We start from the raw sequence: 13782 nt of genomic DNA, 5'->3' as shown, positions 1-13782 counted from the left end.
TCCGTCACCATGTCCCCTCAGCTCACCCTGCAAACCCCGCTCGAACTGGCACCGGCGGAGGTGCCCCACTACCTCGAACAGCTCTGGTCCCCCGAGCAGCAGGGCAGCACGGGCACGGGGGCCAACACCTTCTGCCTGCTGATCTGGCAACCCGCCTGGGCCGAGCAGCAATTGATCCGCAGTGGTCGTTTATCAGGCCCCATCACGGGAGAGCAGTCCGCCCCCTTGATTGCTGCGGGACGTCAGGCGGTGCTGGATGCAGACCTCCCACTAAGCACGCCGCCCCTGGATGGGGCCGTGGTGAAGGCGGTGGCTGATTTGGAAGGGCAAGCGAACGCCGAAGACCTGCGTGGGCAGTACATCGATCCAGCCCTGAGTGCACTGATGCCCCGGCGCCTGATCACCCTTGCGCCCACCATCGATGCGGCCCAGCCCCTGGAAACACTCGTGGCCGCCTACTGCCCGCTGCCTGAAGAAGGCGGTGGTACCGCCGCCTGCGGCGATGTGGTGGTGCTGCGGGGCGGCCATGGCGCCCTGCATGAGGGCCTTTCGATTCTCGACCCCCTGCTGCCGGAGTCGATGCCGGCCTGGGTCTGGTGGAACGGCTGCATCGACGAAGCACCGGAGCTGATGCAACGCCTCACCAGCGCACCACGGCGCCTGATCATCGACACCGCTCTGGGGGATCCGCATCAGTGCCTTGAGCTGCTGCGTTGCCGCGTGGAGAGCGGCCAGGCGGTGAACGATCTCAACTGGCTGCGCCTGCGCAGCTGGCGCGAGACCCTGGCCATGGTGTTCGACCCGCCGCAACGGCGGGATGCTCTCAGCCACATCACCCGTCTCGACATCGATGTTGAGGGCCATCACCCTGCCCAGGGGCTGCTGCTGGCCGCCTGGATCGCCGATCGACTGGGCTGGACGCTGCTCTCGACCGCTGCGGTCGAGAACGGCACCACCGCCCAGTTCAAACGCTCCGATGGCACCGAGGTGAACTTCCAACTCATGGCCGTGCCAACAGCCCAGCCCAATGTGCACGCCGGCCAGATGGTGGGGCTGCGGCTGATCGCTGAACCGGAGAACGGCCAGGGCGTGTGCGTGATCCTCTGCGCTGAATCCGGGGGCTGCATGCGTTTGGAGGGGGGAGGCATGGCCAACCTCGAGCTGCATGAGGAAGTGGTTCCCGTGCAGCACGACACCCCTGAAATGGATGTGGCCCGCCTCCTGGGCGGCGGTCACGACAGCACCAACCCCCTGCTGGCCGCTGCTGCTCCGCTGGCTGCCAGGCTGCTGAGCTGATCCGCGTCTGAGCCATGGCCGCTGTCATCGCTGCACCAGCCAGTGGCAGCGGCAAAACCCTGTTGAGCCTGGCGCTGTTGAGCTGGGCCCAGCAGAACGGACGCCGAATCCAGGCCTTCAAGGTGGGCCCGGACTATCTCGATGCCCAGCTGCTCAGCCAAGCCTCGGGTCATCCCTGTCGCAATCTCGATCTCAATCTCTGCGGAGAACCCTGGGTTCGCCAGGCGTTTCACGGTTACGGCGGTGCCTCTGAGCTGACCCTCGTGGAAGGGGTGATGGGGCTCTTCGATGGCATCGGCAGCGGTACGACCGGAAGCACAGCTGACGTGGCCCGCCTGCTGGACCTGCCGGTGGTGCTGGTGCTGGATGCCGGCGGTCAGGCCGCCTCCCTCGGCGCCATCGTGCGCGGATTCCGCGATCACGATCCCCAGCTGCGCATCGCCGGTGTGGTGCTTAACAAAGTCAGCAGCCCCAGGCACCGGGAGCTGCTGGCCGACGTGCTGGAGCGCATGGAGGTGCCACTGCTGGGATGCCTGCCGCGCAGCGAAGCCCTAGCCCTGCCGGGCCGGCATCTCGGCTTGGCCCCGGCCCATGAATTGGAGGCCCCCGAGCAGCGACGCCAGTCCTGGGCCGCTCTGGCCAGCCAGCACCTGAACCTGGAACGCCTGGTCCCCCTGCTGCGGGCGCCCCGCCCTGGGCCGCATCCCCTGGCCAGCATCCCCGTGGAGCAGGGCCAGCCCCTGCCGGTGGCTTTGGCCAGTGATGCCGCCTTTCACTTCCGCTACCAGGAAACCAGTGAACTGCTGGAGCACATGGGCATGCCCGTGCTCCGCTGGAGCCCCCTGGCCGATGAGGCCATCCCGACAGACGCCAAGGGCCTGATCCTGCCGGGCGGTTTCCCCGAACAGCACGCTGCCCAGCTCAGCGGCTGCACGCAAAGCCTGAGCTCGCTGCGGGCGTTCGTGCAGCAACGACCGCTCTACGCCGAATGCGGCGGGATGCTTGTGCTCGGAGAGCAGCTGACCGATCTCGATGGCACCAGCCACCCCATGGCGGGACTGCTTCCCTTCACGGCCCAGCGCGGCCCGCTGCAGGTGGGCTATCGCCGCCTGCAGGCACGGCGCGACAGCCCTGTGGTCGAGAGCGGTCAGCAGCTGGTGGGCCATGAATTTCACCGCTGGGAACTTCACAGCAACCGGCCGTCCTCCGACAGGTCAGTGCTGTGGGACATTGAGGGATGGAAAGTCCATCGACATTCGGAAGGATGGGTCGATCAGACGGTTCACGCGAGCTGGGTTCACCTGCACTGGGCAAGCTCTACGACGATCTGCTCCCGATGGCGCGCCGCGCTCGAAGCCGGGGAGAAAAGATCGCCAAACGCTTCGTCAGCCGCCAGCCGCCCCAACGGATCCAAGCTTTCGTCGAACGCTGGCGCTGGGTAATCGAAGGCCGGGTTCAGCGGGTGGGGTTCCGCGCCAGCTGCAATCGGCGCGCCCTGGATCTCGGCATCAGCGGCTGGGTGCGCAACCTGAGTGATGGCCGTGTGGAAGTGCAGGCCGAAGGCCCACCGCTGGCCTTGTCTGAACTGCGGGCCTGGTGCGAGGTCGGGCCGCCGGGCGCCCGGGTGGTTCGTGTGACCCCCAGCCAGCTCCCGGTCACGGGCGACGACTGGTTCGAAGTGCGCTATTGAGACGAAGTGCGCTGAGACATAGACGCGAAAAAATTGGGAAGGAGGTCTCCACGCTCCGCCCATCTCGCTACGGCTGAAGCAGGACCTTCGCGCCTGCCGCATGCTCCGCTTCGGATTTGTCCTGTTGATCACTGCGCTGCCCCTGCTCGGCATGGAGGCCATGAGCACACGACGGGAAACCACCAAGCAGGTGTTCGATTCCGCGGCAGAAGCCCTCAACGCCTGTCAAAGCTGGCGGCTCAGGGAAGGACAGTTTTCGGCCCTGATTCCCGCCGCTGCACCGGTGTCAACGCAGGCGCGGCCTGTGCAGACCGACATCCGCAGCTGCGAGGCCGATCTGGACCATGCACTGGTGCTGGGGCGCCGCTACAGCGTTGTGCCCGGCGTGCACTACAACAAAACGCTGCGGTCGCTGCACCGCCCGATCCATCGCACCTTTCCTTACCTGCTGCCAGATGGCACAACTGGCGAATAAAGCCCCTGGCATGTCTTGAGCAACTTCCTCAACATCAAAGACAAAGCCTTCTGGAGAGCCCTGCTCGGCGTTCTGAGTTTGGGGGTGAGCATTGGCCTGGCGGCCCTGATCCTGCGACTGTGAGCTGCAAGCTCTGAACAAGGCCCATGGCGGAACCCCGGATCTGGACGGAACTGCTGACCTACGGGCTTGGGGTAGCGCTGTCGCCCATCCACATCGTTCTGCTGCTGTTGCTGCTGCTGGGGGGCTCGCCGCTGCGGCGCGGGAGTTTGTTTGTGGGCGGCTGGCTGCTGACCAGCGCCCTGGCGGTGATCGGCCTGCTGACGCTGGGCCATGGGCTGCTGCTGGACATGACCCATGGATCCGACCACCGCACCGGTCTGGACCTGATCGGCGGCGGAGCCTTGATCGCCCTAGGCGGGCGTGAACTGATCCGAGGGGTGCTGGATTACGGAGCAGCCCCTGCCTGGAACGGCGCCGTGGATCGTTTCGCCGCGATGCCGCTTCCCCTGCTGTTGCTGATCAGCAGCGTCACTGAAGTGATCAGTCCCGACGACCTGTTGCTGTTCGCCAAAAGCGCCGCCGTGATCCTGGCTGCGCAACTGCCCCTGCAGGAGGAGATTGCCTGCAGCATCGGCTTCAGCACCGCCGCCACTGCCCTGCTGCTGGTTCCGTTCCTGGCCGTGTTGATCGGACGCGAGCGGGTTCTTCCGCTGCTGCAACGCGGCAAAACGGCCCTGCTGCGCCGGGGGGAGCTGGTGGTGGGCAGCCTCAGCTTCGGACTGGGCTCCTATCTGGGCTGGCAGGGCATCAGCGGTTTGATGATCAACTGATTCACTCGGAATCCCGCGTGGTGTCGAATTGGCGCTGCCAGGTGGCGCGCAGATCAGGCGACGTCTCCCCGCCGAGCAACCAAACCCCCGTGCGGGCACGGGACACGGCTACGTAACAGAGCTGCTGGCGGATGGCTGGATCGGCCCGGAACACATCCGGCGCCACGAAGACATCCCCGAAACTGCTGCCCTGACTGCGATGCACCGTGAGCACCGCCGCGGGCCCCAGGGAAGCGAAGGCATCGCGAATCAGGAAGTAATGCCGCCAGATCGCGCGACCGTTTTTCTTGCCGGCATCACGGGCCTGCTTGCGCAGCCGCTGCATCACCGCATCGAGCTCCTGACGACCTGAGCTGCCAATCGGCGGCTGCAGGCGCAGGGTGAGCTCCAGATCCCCCGCATTCACCGATGCGGAGAGGGTCTCGATCACCGGCACGGGCCCATCGGCGGAGGAGAGGCCGAAATCCGCCAGGTCACAGGCCTCAGGCTTCACGTCCCGCACCGTGACTTCGCGGTTGGAGCCGAGCACCATGTCGGGTTCTTCACCCGCCTCTTCTCCGTCCCTTGAGGCCGGGGCCATCACCGCGGTGCGACTGATCAACACCTCACCGGGCAGCACCGGCATCTGATCGGCCATCTCCCCATGGATGGCCCGGCGCGCATGGGGCACCAGACGATCCAGGGTGCGGTTCGTGTAGCAAAGGATGCGCGCTGCATCGGGGTTGTCTTGCACCGAGGCGTCGCGCAATGCACGCCTGGCCTGATCCAGCCACTCCCGTTGCACCAGGCTGCGCACCTGCCCCTGCGGGGAACGAATCGGCGGCAGCAGCGGCGGCATCTGGCAGGGCAGGCGCCCCTCCCGCAGCCCCGCCGCCAACTGCAGCACCGGGCCTTGATGCCGCACCACCTGGGTCAAGCTGGCGGAACAGGACCGTTGCATCGCAAACACGGGGCTGTTCGGCTCACCCACCGGAGGCAACTGGGCGGGGTCGCCGACGAACACCAGACGGGTCTTGAACGGATGGGCGCACTGGAGGGCAATGCCCAACAGGGTGCTATCCACCATCGAGGCTTCATCAATCAGCACCAGGCCCAGGTTCTCCAGGGCCATGGCCGTCTGCTCGGTGGGTTCACAGAGTTCAGCGTCGGCGGAGCGCTTGAGCTTCAGCCGCAGCAAGCGATGAATGGTGGAGGGGTACCAGGTGGGTTGGAGACCCTCCAACTCCAACGCCTGGCGCAGAACGCCCACCGCTTTATGGGTCGGTGCCACGACGGTCCAGCACAAACCACTGGCCTCCACCTGGCGCAGCAGGCGCATGGAGAGGAAGGTTTTGCCGCTGCCGGCAAAACCACTGAGCACGAAGGGCGTGCCATCCACGGGCTGCTTGAGCCAGGCCGCAAAGGCGTCCGCCGCTTCCTGCTGATCAGCGGTGAGGTCCGCGGCAGCGGTCACCCCAGCCCAGCTCCAAGACCCGACAGCAGATGCAGCGGTGATCCCACAAATTCCAAACCGGGCAGAGCAACGGCGGGACCCATCAGGCTGCCCACCAGCACCTGCAGCCGGCTGTGGCCCAGGCTTTCCTTGAGGGGTTTCTCCGGAGCGTCCGGCCAGAGCGAATCAGGCAGACCATTGACCCGTTCCGCCGTCAGCCCGGCGGCGCGACGAATGCCACTGGCGTCGTACATGACGACGAACGCCACCATCGCCGCAAGGGCGAAGAGGGGGTGATCAAAGCCAAGGGTCCAGCCCACACAGGCCGCCGTACCGGTGACCAGGGCGGAGTGGCTCGACGGCATGCCGCCGGTTTCGATCAGCACCGCCGGACGCCAACGGCGATGCAGAAGCAACTCAAGGAACAACTTTGAGAGCTGAGCGACCCCACAGGCCATCAGGCCCCAGGTGAGCGAACTGTTGTCGAAGAACTCCCGCAGCACCGCATGGGAGGGCGTGGTGTCGATCATCGGTCGCGGCTGGTGATGAAGTCAGCCAAAGCCAGCAGGGGAATCGCCTTCTCAGCCCAGGGTTGAAGCGCCTCTTTCGCTTCATTGACCAACGCATCGGCCCGACGGCGGGACTCGTCGAGCCCAAGAAGCTTGGGATAGGTTGTCTTGTCGGCAATGAGGTCCTTGCCGGCGGTTTTGCCGAGCACCTCGCTGCTGGCGGTGATATCGAGGATGTCGTCGATGATCTGGAAGGCGAGGCCGATCCCCCTGGCATAGGTGCGCAGGGCCTTGATCAGCGCCTCATCGGCGCCGCCGATCATCGCCCCGGTGATCACACAGGCACTCAACAGGGCTCCGGTTTTGTGGAGGTGGATGTATTCGAGGGTTTCAAGATCCACCTCCTTGCCTTCGCTTTCCAGATCCACCACCTGGCCACCCACCAGGCCAGGGGCGCCGGCCACCAACGACAGTTCTCCCACCACCTTGAGCAGACGATCAGCCGGCACATCCGGACTGCGCAGCGCCACCATTTCGAAGGCGCGGGTGAGCAGGGCATCACCGGCAAGGATGGCCACGGCTTCGCCGTAGACCTTGTGGTTGGTGGGACGACCACGGCGCAGGTCGTCGTCATCCATGGCCGGCAGGTCGTCATGGATCAACGACATGGTGTGGATCATTTCCAGCGCCACCGCCGTGGGCAGGGCCTGCGTCGCTTCCCCGCCCGCCAGCTCGCAGGCGGCAAGGCAGAGAATCGGGCGCAGGCGCTTGCCACCGGCAAGCAGCGAATAGCGCATCGCTTCCCTGAGGGACTCCGGCCGCTCCGGACCAAGCGATCCATCGAGGGCCGCTTCCACCCGCTCTTTGGCCTTGCCGAGATAGGCCTTGAAATCGAACTCGGCGCTCATGGGTGGACCCTGGCTGGCGGGATTCTCTCAGGCCGAGCCCTTAGCTGCCGAGGGGAACCCAATCCATCGGATGGGGTGTTCGCATCTCGCGTCCCTTGCCCGGCGCCGTGGTGATGGCCAGGTCGTAGGACACCGAATAGCGGGGGCCGCTTCCCTCGTAGGGGAGCACCCGATGGCGCAGGTCCGAAGGGAACAGCAGAAGACGGTGGGGCAGCGGCGCGAACACCCCACCGGAAACCGCCGCATCGCGGTAGGGAATCGCCATCACATGGCTGAAGTAATCGTCAGGCGCCTCAAATTCCAGCTCCCCACTCTCGTTCGCAGGATCCGTCAACACGTAGAACACCGCGCTCAACTGGGCGTTGCGGTGGCTGTGCAGATCCACCGTCCCGCCATTCTTCGCACACACCACAGGCCAGGCCTTCTGGATGTGGGCCACAAGACCGTGATCCGGGCCCAACAGCGAACGGAGATAGGCCGAAACGTGTTCAGCCAACTGCCCGTTCAGCCACTGGAACGCATCCATGCGATGCAACTGATCCAGGCCGGCATGGCCCAGAAGATCCCCGGTGAGGTTGTTGCGATCGCTGAACTTAGGGTGCTGATACACCTGGGCATCGAACTGCTCCAGCTGCTGCTGCATGGCTGCGGCTGTGGCGGCATCCGGCTCAAGGTCCACCTGCAGAACGGGGGTGGGGAACAGCCAGTGCAGCGCCATGGAACCGATCAGGGCACGAGATCGTCCAAATCATGGTCAAGGTTGTGGCGTCTGCACCAAGCCACAACGGTGTTCACCAGAAGCATCGTCACCGTCATCGGTCCCACACCGCCGGGGACGGGCGAAAGCGCAGCAGCGATCGACTCGACTTCAGCCGCACGAACATCCCCGCACAGTCCGCCTTCCGGCTTGCGGTGGATGCCCACATCCACCACCGCCGCCCCCGGCCGCACGTGCTCGGCCCCAATGAACTCAGGACGGCCTGCTGCCACCACGAGGATGTCGGCTTCGCGGGTGTGGGCCGCCAGATCGGCCGTGCGGGAGTGGGCGATGGTGACGGTGGCGTTGGCGGCCTGCAGCATCAACGCCATCGGCTGCCCCACGAGAATGCTGCGGCCGATCACCACGGCGCGCTTGCCCGCAGGATCGATGCCATTGCTGCGCAGCATCGCCATCACCCCGGCGGGGGTGCAGCTGCGCGGGCCCGGCTCCCCCTTGAGCAGCCGTCCGAGATTGAGGGTGTGCAGACCATCGGCATCCTTTTCAGGATCAATGGCCATCAGCAGCGGCCCCTCATCGAGGCCAGCCGGAAGGGGCAACTGCAGGAGGATCCCATCCACTGCAGGGTTGGCATTCAGCCGTTCAATCGTCTGAAGCACCTGCGCTGGAGGAGTGTCGCCGGGGAGGTGATCACCAAAGCTGGCCACCCCGATCCGAGCACAGGCTTTTTCCTTGTTGGCGACATAAACGGCGCTGGCGGGATCATCACCAACCCGCAGCACCGCCAAGCCCGGCGGTCGCCCCGCCTCGGCCAGACGCCGTTCGATCAGGGTTTGAAGACGATGCTCCACATCCCTTGCCAGCACCTTGCCGTCCAAACGCAGGGCCATGGCATTCCCATGCACTCCCTCCAGCATGCCCTCTGAGGAGAGCTAGCGTTAAGTCGCTACAGGGTCCTTTTTGGTTCGTGTCCCCCGGCTGAGCAGCCTTTGGCGGAACTGGGTGCGGCTCGAAGGCCCAGGGCGACGCCTGCTGCGCTGGACGCGACTGCAGACCTTTGTTGTGCTGCTGCTATGCCTTTCCGTGGCCGCAGCCTCAAGCCTGCCCTGGCTGATCAAGCCAAAACTTCAACCCGGATCGCTGGCCCCGTTTGAAGCCATCGCTCCAAAGGATGCCCTGGTGCAGGACAGCACCGCCCTCGAGCAACAGCGGGCCTCGCTTGTGGCGCGATCGGTGGTGCAGGTGATCGATCAGGAGCAGACCCAAGCACTCAAACAACGGCTTGAGCAACAACTGCTGCAGCTGCAGGAGATCACCGACACCGGATCAGGAGACCGGATCGGGCCGGTGAACCTCTCTGATCAAGAGAAAAGGTGGCTGGAACGACGCAGCGAATCGGAGCATCTGGCCTGGGATAAAGCGGTGCGCAGCACCGCTGATCGCATGCTCAGCCAAGGGCTGGTGAGCAACCTGGCCATTGAGCAATTGCGCAAGGCCGCCGACCAGCAACTCAAGGCGGTTGCCCTGCAGCCAGAAGCGGCGCGCACCCTGGCCGGCAAGGTGCTCACCAGCGCCATGCGCGGCAGCACCAACCTGCGCACCGACCCGAACCTGAGCAAGCAGCTGATCGAGGAACAGCTGACCAAACAGGCCATTCCCACGATCGAGGTGCGCAAGGGGGATCTGATCACCCGCAAGGGCGAGCTGATAAGTCCCCAGGCCTACGACGTGCTGGATTATTTCGGCCGCGTGCGCCGCGAACCCCAACCGTTGATCTGGTTCCAACGGTTCGTTGAAGCCGCTGCAGCCTGCGCCGTGATGCTGCTGGTGATGCGGCGTGAGCGGCCTGGCCTGGAGGTGCGCCATGCGCTGCTGGCGGTGGGCCTGCTGCTTTTGGTGCAGGGAGCCAAGCTCTGGTTCAAAAGCTCCGTGAGCCCTCTGGCCGTGCTGGTGGCACCCACCCTGGTGCTGGCGGAAGGCCTCGGCACCGGCTGCGGCTTGGTCTGGATGGGGGTGGCCGCTCTGCTCTGGCCAGAACCCGTCCAGGGTTTGGGAGACGGTCGCCTGATCGTGGCGGCAACGGTGGCCGCCGCTGGAGCCTTGATCGCAGGTCGTCAGCGCAGCCGCGGCCAGTTGCTGCAACTCACGGTGCTGCTGCCGATTGGCGCCTTTGTGGGGCAGTGGCTGCTGCTGCAACTGCAACCGATCACCGGCCTGCGGCTCTGGGGAAATCTGAACCCAAGCCTGGATGAACTGGCCACCGATTCCTTTGTGCTCGGTGTTCTGCTGATGTTCAGCCTGCTGCTGATCCCGATGCTAGAGGGCTCCTTTGGCCTGCTCACCCGGGCGCGGCTGCTGGAACTGGCCGACCAGGAGCGCCCCCTGCTGCGCCGCCTCTCCTGCGAAGCCCCGGGAACTTTCGAACACACCCTGATGATCTGCGGCCTGGCGGAGGAAGGGGCGCGGGCGATAGGCGCGGATGTGGATCTGATCCGGACCGGCTCGTTGTACCACGACGTGGGCAAGCTGCATGCGCCGGACTGGTTCATCGAGAACCAGAAGGATGGCCCCAATCCCCACGACGCGCTGGATGACCCCCAGGCGAGTGCGACGGTGCTTCAAGCCCATGTGGATGAGGGGCTGAAGCTGGCGCGGCGCCACCGCCTGCCCCGGCCCATCGCCGATTTCATCCCTGAGCACCAGGGCACCTTGAAAATGGGCTACTTCCTGCACAAGGCCCAGGAGCGCGGCGGAGCCGTTGAGGAGCGCCGCTTCCGTTACCGGGGCCCAGTACCCCGCTCCAAAGAAACGGCGATCCTGATGCTGGCCGACGGCTGTGAAGCGGCGCTTCGATCACTCCCCCCCGACACCTCCGATGCCCAGGCGGTGGACACGGTGCGGCGGATTGTGGAAGCGCGGCAGCGGGATGGACAACTGCGCAAAAGCAGCCTCAACCGCAGCGAAGTGGAACTGGTGATTCGTGCCTTCGTGCAGGTATGGCGGCGGATGCGCCACCGCCGCATCCCCTATCCAATCCCCGCCCGACGCTGATCGCAGCGTCTAGTTCAGCACTCAGTGACAAAGGGAACCTCCTGCGCGATCAAACGGACGCGCACCTGGGTGAAGGGATGGCGAAAGCTCAGGGCCTGGGCATGCAGATGCAAGCGGCAGGACCGGCCGGCATCCCCATAGATGGGATCGCCCACGATGGGGTGACCCCGTTCGGCCAGATGGGCCCGCAGCTGATGGGAGCGCCCTGTGAGCGGACGCAGCCAGAGCCGCGTGCTGCGGGCACCAGCGGCGCGGGCTCTCCAGATCGTCAGCGCCAGACGTCCCTCCGGGTGGCTGCCGTAGCGCGGCGGTTGGCGCGACAGGCGCGCCAACGGGCTGGCGATGCAACCGCGGCCGTGGAGTTCCCCCTCCACATCCGCCTGATACAGCTTGTTGATCCGCCGTTCAGCAAACAGGGCACTGAGGCGGCGCAGGGCGTCAGCGCTTCGGGCCAAGAGCAGCACCCCCGAGGTGTCGCGGTCCAGGCGATGAACCAGGCGCAGGCTTTGGTCCTGCTGCTGCAGGCGGGTGATCACGGAATCGCCTTGCTCGGGCCCCAAGCCCGGTTGGCTCAGCAGGCCGGCAGGCTTGTCGACCGCCATCAGCCACGGGTCCCGGATCAGCAGCTTCAAGGGGAGAGCCGCTTGGCGCAGTGTTTTTCAAACAAGGCCACCACCTGCTCCGCGGGCAGGGCCTGAATCAGCCGGGCTTCCGCCTCAACGTGATGCTGACTGGAGTGATACAGCTGCAACTCGTGAAAAGGATTGGGGTCCTGCTGGAGGGCCGCCTCCACCTCACGGCTGAGCAAAGCCGCCGGCATCAGGTTGCCGCCATGGCACGACTGCATCACATGGGCTGATTCATGGGCAAGCACCACCCAAACCACGGCGGGATCGTCGGGCAGGTTGTTGCCGCACATCAACAGGGCCTGCTTGCCCTCATGGAAGGCCCCCAGCAAGCCCAAAGGACAGTCGGGCGCCACCAGGGCCTTCACGCCTGCCCGCTGCAGCAGCCGCAGGTAACTGGCGATGCGATCCCAGGTTGAGGCTTGAACAGCACTGCCCGTGAGCTGCAACACCAGCAGAACCAACAGCGCAGCCCTGAAACGGCGACCCATCAAGCCAGGGACCACAGAACAATCTCATTGGTCTCAAGATCGGCTCAAGCCGGCTTGATTCCCACCGAAGTTCTACAGATTTTCAGTCGTCAAGCAGCTGCACCACGGACGTGACCTTCTCAGCAAACGACTGCTGCCGATCGGTGCGGGTGTTGAGCTTGAGCGTTGTGTAAAGACGCGGGGCTCCCATGCCGTGCAACTCGGCATGACACGCGCGCACACAGTCCATCACCTCGTCCCATGGGCCTTCGATCGCTGTGCCATTGGGACCCAGCTGGTGGGTGAGGCCCGTGGCGGCGATCACCCGCTCACAGGCGGCGATGTAGTGCGAAAGGCTGACGCCCACACCGATCGGCACCACGCAGAGATCAATGCTGACCCACATCAGCCCGCCATCGAACTGGATCGGCTCAAGCAACTGACGGGGTAGTCGATGGTGCGCCAGCTGCCGCTGTCGGTTCGCACTTCAACCGCAATGCCCTGCTGACCCATGGAACAGCGGGCCCCTTGTCCCGTGCACCAATCACTGGCATCAGCGAGGGCCAGTTCCAACGTGTCGTAAGGGGCGTCGAGCACCGGATGCGGCTGACCGTCGAGGCCAACCAACCGGTAGCGGGAGCGATGCTTGGCCATCGCAGTCCAATCCCGGAAGTGTCACCATCTTCCCATGGTCCTGACCCGGCGGCATTCCCACACTGGAGCCAGCAACGGGACGCAATGGGCATGAGTGAACAGCTGCAGCAGGCCTACAACGCCTTGATGGTGAAGGCTCCGGGGGCAGCGTTTCAAAAAGCACGGGCCCTATATCTCAACAAATATCCACTTCCCCAGGCCGATGGCAGTGCTCCGCTGCGGCTCTACGTCTGCGATGAGCAGCTGGAGGAATCGATTCAGCCCGCCAACGATGGCGATCCGAATCACCGCCTGGCGATTCTCCGCTCACGTCCGGGGCAGTTGGCCGTGGTGCACTGGCAACAACCCCATCCGCCCGAGCCGGAGCAGCTGCGCCGCTACCTGCAGGACACCTGGTCGCTCAACCTGGACGAGCTGGAGATCGAGGCCCTCAGCACCCCATGGTTCCGAGAGGGCGGGCATCAAAGCCGCTTTGCCGCACCGATGGGGTTGGGCTGGCAACAGCAAACCCTATTAACCCTCAAGGAAGAAAAGTGAAAAGAATTCCGCAGAACGCGCGGAGCCACCGAAACGCACCGCTAGCGAACAGGTAGAGCCCTCTCCACCCATGCTCACCAAGTACGCCGAACGCTACGTGCTGCGGTCCTGTTCAGCCGGCGGTTATCTCGGCGTCAATGCCGTGGATCAACAGATTGAACGGCAACCCTCCCCCGAAAGGGCCTGGATCTTTCACACCCATGAGGGTGCCGTCACCCACGCCCGTTGGATCGGCGAGGTGCACGGAGAAACACCGGACGTGGTGAAGCTGGATCAGTGACTGGATCTGTGGACTGTTCTGTGAACGAATCTGTGAACTGAAACGTGGTGGTGATCAGCCTTGGATGAAATTGCGCAGGCGGCGTGATTCGGCGGCTTGATCCTGCTGAAGCTCAGCTGCCGTTCGCGCGTGGTGTTCACGCTGCTGTGCCGCGAAGACATCCGCCTCACTCAGGGCAAAGCCGTGCTCTGCAGCGAGCCCGAGAAAGCGCTCAAGATCCATTGGCTGCGTAAGGGCCTTGGCCAGATCAGGGTCGCTGTCGCGAAGCGTGAAAAACCGATCCAGATCCTCGAGAGACATCCC

Annotated in this window: 18 protein-coding genes; 8 read left to right on the top strand and 10 right to left on the bottom strand. The window is 64.9% G+C overall.

Annotated elements, in window-relative coordinates:
* Positions 1-9 precede the first annotated feature (9 nt).
* The 5 genes from SynRS9902_RS04590 to SynRS9902_RS04570 all read left to right on the top strand — a co-directional run bounded on the left by SynRS9902_RS04590 (position 10) and on the right by SynRS9902_RS04570 (position 4294).
* Positions 10-1296, top strand: coding sequence for a glucose-6-phosphate dehydrogenase assembly protein OpcA (locus SynRS9902_RS04590; RefSeq protein WP_186510139.1), 1287 nt, complete (start codon positions 10-12; stop codon positions 1294-1296).
* Positions 1297-1310: 14 nt separating this feature from the next.
* Positions 1311-2738: a cobyrinate a,c-diamide synthase gene (locus tag SynRS9902_RS04585; protein ID WP_186510138.1), complete on the top strand. Its 1428-nt coding sequence runs from the start codon at positions 1311-1313 to the stop codon at positions 2736-2738.
* Positions 2666-2986, top strand: a complete 321-nt coding sequence (locus SynRS9902_RS04580) for an acylphosphatase (RefSeq protein WP_370586335.1) — start codon at positions 2666-2668, stop codon at positions 2984-2986. The genes SynRS9902_RS04585 and SynRS9902_RS04580 overlap by 73 nt, the downstream gene beginning before the upstream one ends.
* 100 nt (positions 2987-3086) lie before the next feature.
* Complete coding sequence (locus SynRS9902_RS04575; RefSeq protein ID WP_186510137.1) at positions 3087-3461, top strand: hypothetical protein; 375 nt, start codon at positions 3087-3089, stop codon at positions 3459-3461.
* A 146-nt stretch (positions 3462-3607) separates the two neighbouring features.
* Positions 3608-4294 (top strand): GAP family protein, encoded by a 687-nt coding sequence (locus SynRS9902_RS04570; protein ID WP_186510136.1) that lies wholly within the window; start codon positions 3608-3610, stop codon positions 4292-4294.
* A 1-nt stretch (position 4295) separates the two neighbouring features.
* Here the strand turns inward: SynRS9902_RS04570 and SynRS9902_RS04565 are convergent, their stop codons facing one another.
* Genes SynRS9902_RS04565 through folD form a run of 5 tightly spaced genes read right to left on the bottom strand, consistent with a single transcriptional unit; the run spans position 4296 to position 8751 of the window.
* Positions 4296-5747 (bottom strand): ATP-dependent RecD-like DNA helicase, encoded by a 1452-nt coding sequence (locus SynRS9902_RS04565; protein ID WP_186510135.1) that lies wholly within the window; start codon positions 5745-5747, stop codon positions 4296-4298.
* Positions 5744-6256: a divergent PAP2 family protein gene (locus SynRS9902_RS04560; RefSeq protein ID WP_186510134.1), complete on the bottom strand. Its 513-nt coding sequence runs from the start codon at positions 6254-6256 to the stop codon at positions 5744-5746. Before SynRS9902_RS04560 ends, SynRS9902_RS04565 begins: the two co-directional genes overlap by 4 nt.
* Complete coding sequence (gene crtE, locus SynRS9902_RS04555) at positions 6253-7143, bottom strand: geranylgeranyl diphosphate synthase CrtE (protein ID WP_186510133.1); 891 nt, start codon at positions 7141-7143, stop codon at positions 6253-6255. The genes SynRS9902_RS04560 and crtE overlap by 4 nt, the downstream gene beginning before the upstream one ends.
* A gap of 40 nt (positions 7144-7183) precedes the next feature.
* Positions 7184-7861 (bottom strand): TIGR02466 family protein, encoded by a 678-nt coding sequence (locus SynRS9902_RS04550; protein WP_186510132.1) that lies wholly within the window; start codon positions 7859-7861, stop codon positions 7184-7186.
* Positions 7862-7869: 8 nt separating this feature from the next.
* Complete coding sequence (gene folD / locus SynRS9902_RS04545) at positions 7870-8751, bottom strand: bifunctional methylenetetrahydrofolate dehydrogenase/methenyltetrahydrofolate cyclohydrolase FolD (protein ID WP_115161470.1); 882 nt, start codon at positions 8749-8751, stop codon at positions 7870-7872.
* 70 nt (positions 8752-8821) lie between these two features.
* Between folD and SynRS9902_RS04540 the strand changes: the two genes are divergently transcribed.
* Entirely contained in the window at positions 8822-10912 is a 2091-nt protein-coding gene (locus SynRS9902_RS04540; RefSeq protein WP_186510131.1) for an HDIG domain-containing metalloprotein, read from the top strand.
* Between the two features lie 14 nt (positions 10913-10926).
* Here SynRS9902_RS04540 and SynRS9902_RS04535 read toward each other — a convergent pair whose 3' ends face one another.
* The 4 genes from SynRS9902_RS04535 to SynRS9902_RS04520 form a co-directional block, all read right to left on the bottom strand.
* Positions 10927-11514, bottom strand: coding sequence for an RluA family pseudouridine synthase (locus SynRS9902_RS04535; protein ID WP_186510523.1), 588 nt, complete (start codon positions 11512-11514; stop codon positions 10927-10929).
* Positions 11515-11540: 26 nt separating this feature from the next.
* Positions 11541-12029, bottom strand: a complete 489-nt coding sequence (locus SynRS9902_RS04530; protein WP_186510130.1) for a hypothetical protein — start codon at positions 12027-12029, stop codon at positions 11541-11543.
* A gap of 82 nt (positions 12030-12111) precedes the next feature.
* Positions 12112-12414 (bottom strand): MTH1187 family thiamine-binding protein, encoded by a 303-nt coding sequence (locus SynRS9902_RS04525; protein ID WP_186510129.1) that lies wholly within the window; start codon positions 12412-12414, stop codon positions 12112-12114.
* Entirely contained in the window at positions 12414-12662 is a 249-nt protein-coding gene (locus tag SynRS9902_RS04520; RefSeq protein ID WP_186510128.1) for a hypothetical protein, read from the bottom strand. The genes SynRS9902_RS04525 and SynRS9902_RS04520 overlap by 1 nt, the downstream gene beginning before the upstream one ends.
* A gap of 18 nt (positions 12663-12680) precedes the next feature.
* Between SynRS9902_RS04520 and SynRS9902_RS04515 the strand changes: the two genes are divergently transcribed.
* Both SynRS9902_RS04515 and SynRS9902_RS04510 read left to right on the top strand, forming a co-directional pair.
* Entirely contained in the window at positions 12681-13199 is a 519-nt protein-coding gene (locus SynRS9902_RS04515; RefSeq protein WP_255446204.1) for a hypothetical protein, read from the top strand.
* Positions 13200-13269: 70 nt separating this feature from the next.
* Positions 13270-13479: a hypothetical protein gene (locus SynRS9902_RS04510; protein ID WP_186510127.1), complete on the top strand. Its 210-nt coding sequence runs from the start codon at positions 13270-13272 to the stop codon at positions 13477-13479.
* A gap of 54 nt (positions 13480-13533) precedes the next feature.
* Here SynRS9902_RS04510 and SynRS9902_RS04505 read toward each other — a convergent pair whose 3' ends face one another.
* Positions 13534-13779, bottom strand: a complete 246-nt coding sequence (locus SynRS9902_RS04505; protein ID WP_186510126.1) for a Nif11-like leader peptide family natural product precursor — start codon at positions 13777-13779, stop codon at positions 13534-13536.
* Positions 13780-13782: the final 3 nt, after the last annotated feature.

Origin of the sequence: Synechococcus sp. RS9902, from assembly GCF_014279635.1 — a bacterium.
Lineage (GTDB): Bacteria > Cyanobacteriota > Cyanobacteriia > PCC-6307 > Cyanobiaceae > Parasynechococcus.
The sequence above is the reverse complement of the archived record's forward strand: the minus strand, read 5'-3'. Positions and strand labels throughout refer to the sequence as shown.

What these genes read in the sequence shown, in the direction of transcription:
- SynRS9902_RS04590 (WP_186510139.1), top strand. Translation starts at nt 10, where the DNA reads ATGTCCCCTCAGCTCACCCTGCAAACCCCGCTCGAACTGGCACCGGCG.
- SynRS9902_RS04530 (WP_186510130.1), bottom strand. Translation starts at nt 12,029, where the DNA reads ATGGGTCGCCGTTTCAGGGCTGCGCTGTTGGTTCTGCTGGTGTTGCAG.
- folD (WP_115161470.1), bottom strand. Translation starts at nt 8,751, where the DNA reads ATGGCCCTGCGTTTGGACGGCAAGGTGCTGGCAAGGGATGTGGAGCAT.
- crtE (WP_186510133.1), bottom strand. Translation starts at nt 7,143, where the DNA reads ATGAGCGCCGAGTTCGATTTCAAGGCCTATCTCGGCAAGGCCAAAGAG.
- SynRS9902_RS04560 (WP_186510134.1), bottom strand. Translation starts at nt 6,256, where the DNA reads ATGATCGACACCACGCCCTCCCATGCGGTGCTGCGGGAGTTCTTCGAC.
- SynRS9902_RS04535 (WP_186510523.1), bottom strand. Translation starts at nt 11,514, where the DNA reads ATGGCGGTCGACAAGCCTGCCGGCCTGCTGAGCCAACCGGGCTTGGGG.
- SynRS9902_RS04585 (WP_186510138.1), top strand. Translation starts at nt 1,311, where the DNA reads ATGGCCGCTGTCATCGCTGCACCAGCCAGTGGCAGCGGCAAAACCCTG.
- SynRS9902_RS04505 (WP_186510126.1), bottom strand. Translation starts at nt 13,779, where the DNA reads ATGTCTCTCGAGGATCTGGATCGGTTTTTCACGCTTCGCGACAGCGAC.
- SynRS9902_RS04570 (WP_186510136.1), top strand. Translation starts at nt 3,608, where the DNA reads ATGGCGGAACCCCGGATCTGGACGGAACTGCTGACCTACGGGCTTGGG.
- SynRS9902_RS04510 (WP_186510127.1), top strand. Translation starts at nt 13,270, where the DNA reads ATGCTCACCAAGTACGCCGAACGCTACGTGCTGCGGTCCTGTTCAGCC.
- SynRS9902_RS04550 (WP_186510132.1), bottom strand. Translation starts at nt 7,861, where the DNA reads ATGGCGCTGCACTGGCTGTTCCCCACCCCCGTTCTGCAGGTGGACCTT.
- SynRS9902_RS04525 (WP_186510129.1), bottom strand. Translation starts at nt 12,414, where the DNA reads ATGTGGGTCAGCATTGATCTCTGCGTGGTGCCGATCGGTGTGGGCGTC.
- SynRS9902_RS04575 (WP_186510137.1), top strand. Translation starts at nt 3,087, where the DNA reads ATGCTCCGCTTCGGATTTGTCCTGTTGATCACTGCGCTGCCCCTGCTC.
- SynRS9902_RS04520 (WP_186510128.1), bottom strand. Translation starts at nt 12,662, where the DNA reads ATGGCCAAGCATCGCTCCCGCTACCGGTTGGTTGGCCTCGACGGTCAG.